Below are 576 nucleotides of genomic sequence, written 5' to 3'. Positions count from 1 at the left end.
GGTCGGGGTGCGCGGTGACGGGCTTGAGGCGACTGGCGGCGACTTCCCTTTGCGGAGGCGGCATGAACTCGGGCGGCAGGTGGGGGGTCTCATCCCATATCACGCCGGTTTCGGTGCGGCGGCCCAGCGGCACGGTAACAATATCCCCCGGCCCCGCATCGGCCCAGCCGGGGCGGCCAGGAGGGTAGTCGAGCGGCCCGGCGAAGGGCAGTGTCAGCATGACCCGCACCCGCCGCCCGGTGGGGGTGGGTAGCAGCTCTGTCTGCGAAGGATTGCGATGCGGCATGTGTTTTTCTACCGTCATCCATCGCCCCTGTCTTGTCCATCGGTCATGCGGGGCGACGCGAAAGGGCAGGCGGCATGATGGCGAGCGGGGCACGGGATGCGTTTTTGCAGTGGATGGAGACCGAACGCCGGGCCTCCCCCCTGACACTTACGGCCTACCGGGGCGATCTGGACCGTTTTCTGGCGTTCCTGGCGGGGCATCTGGGGGGCGAGCCGGATCTGGCCGCGCTGGCCGGTCTGTCGCTGGCCGACCTGCGGGCGTGGCTGGCGCAGGAACATGGCGCGGCCGGG

At 69.8% G+C, this 576-nt stretch carries 2 protein-coding genes; one reads left to right on the top strand and one right to left on the bottom strand.

Annotated elements, in window-relative coordinates; translation table 11 throughout:
• On the bottom strand, nt 1-286 hold a 286-nt coding region (locus JCM25156_RS26705; RefSeq protein ID WP_457851831.1), incomplete at its 3' end, for a primosomal protein N' family DNA-binding protein.
• A gap of 74 nt (nt 287-360) precedes the next feature.
• Between JCM25156_RS26705 and JCM25156_RS26700 the strand changes: the two genes are divergently transcribed.
• On the top strand, nt 361-576 hold a 216-nt coding region (locus JCM25156_RS26700), incomplete at its 3' end, for a site-specific integrase (protein ID WP_034961811.1).

This window comes from Komagataeibacter kakiaceti JCM 25156 (assembly GCF_000613305.1).
Note: the sequence above shows the minus strand (reverse complement) of the source record. Positions and strands in the feature narration are given on the sequence as shown.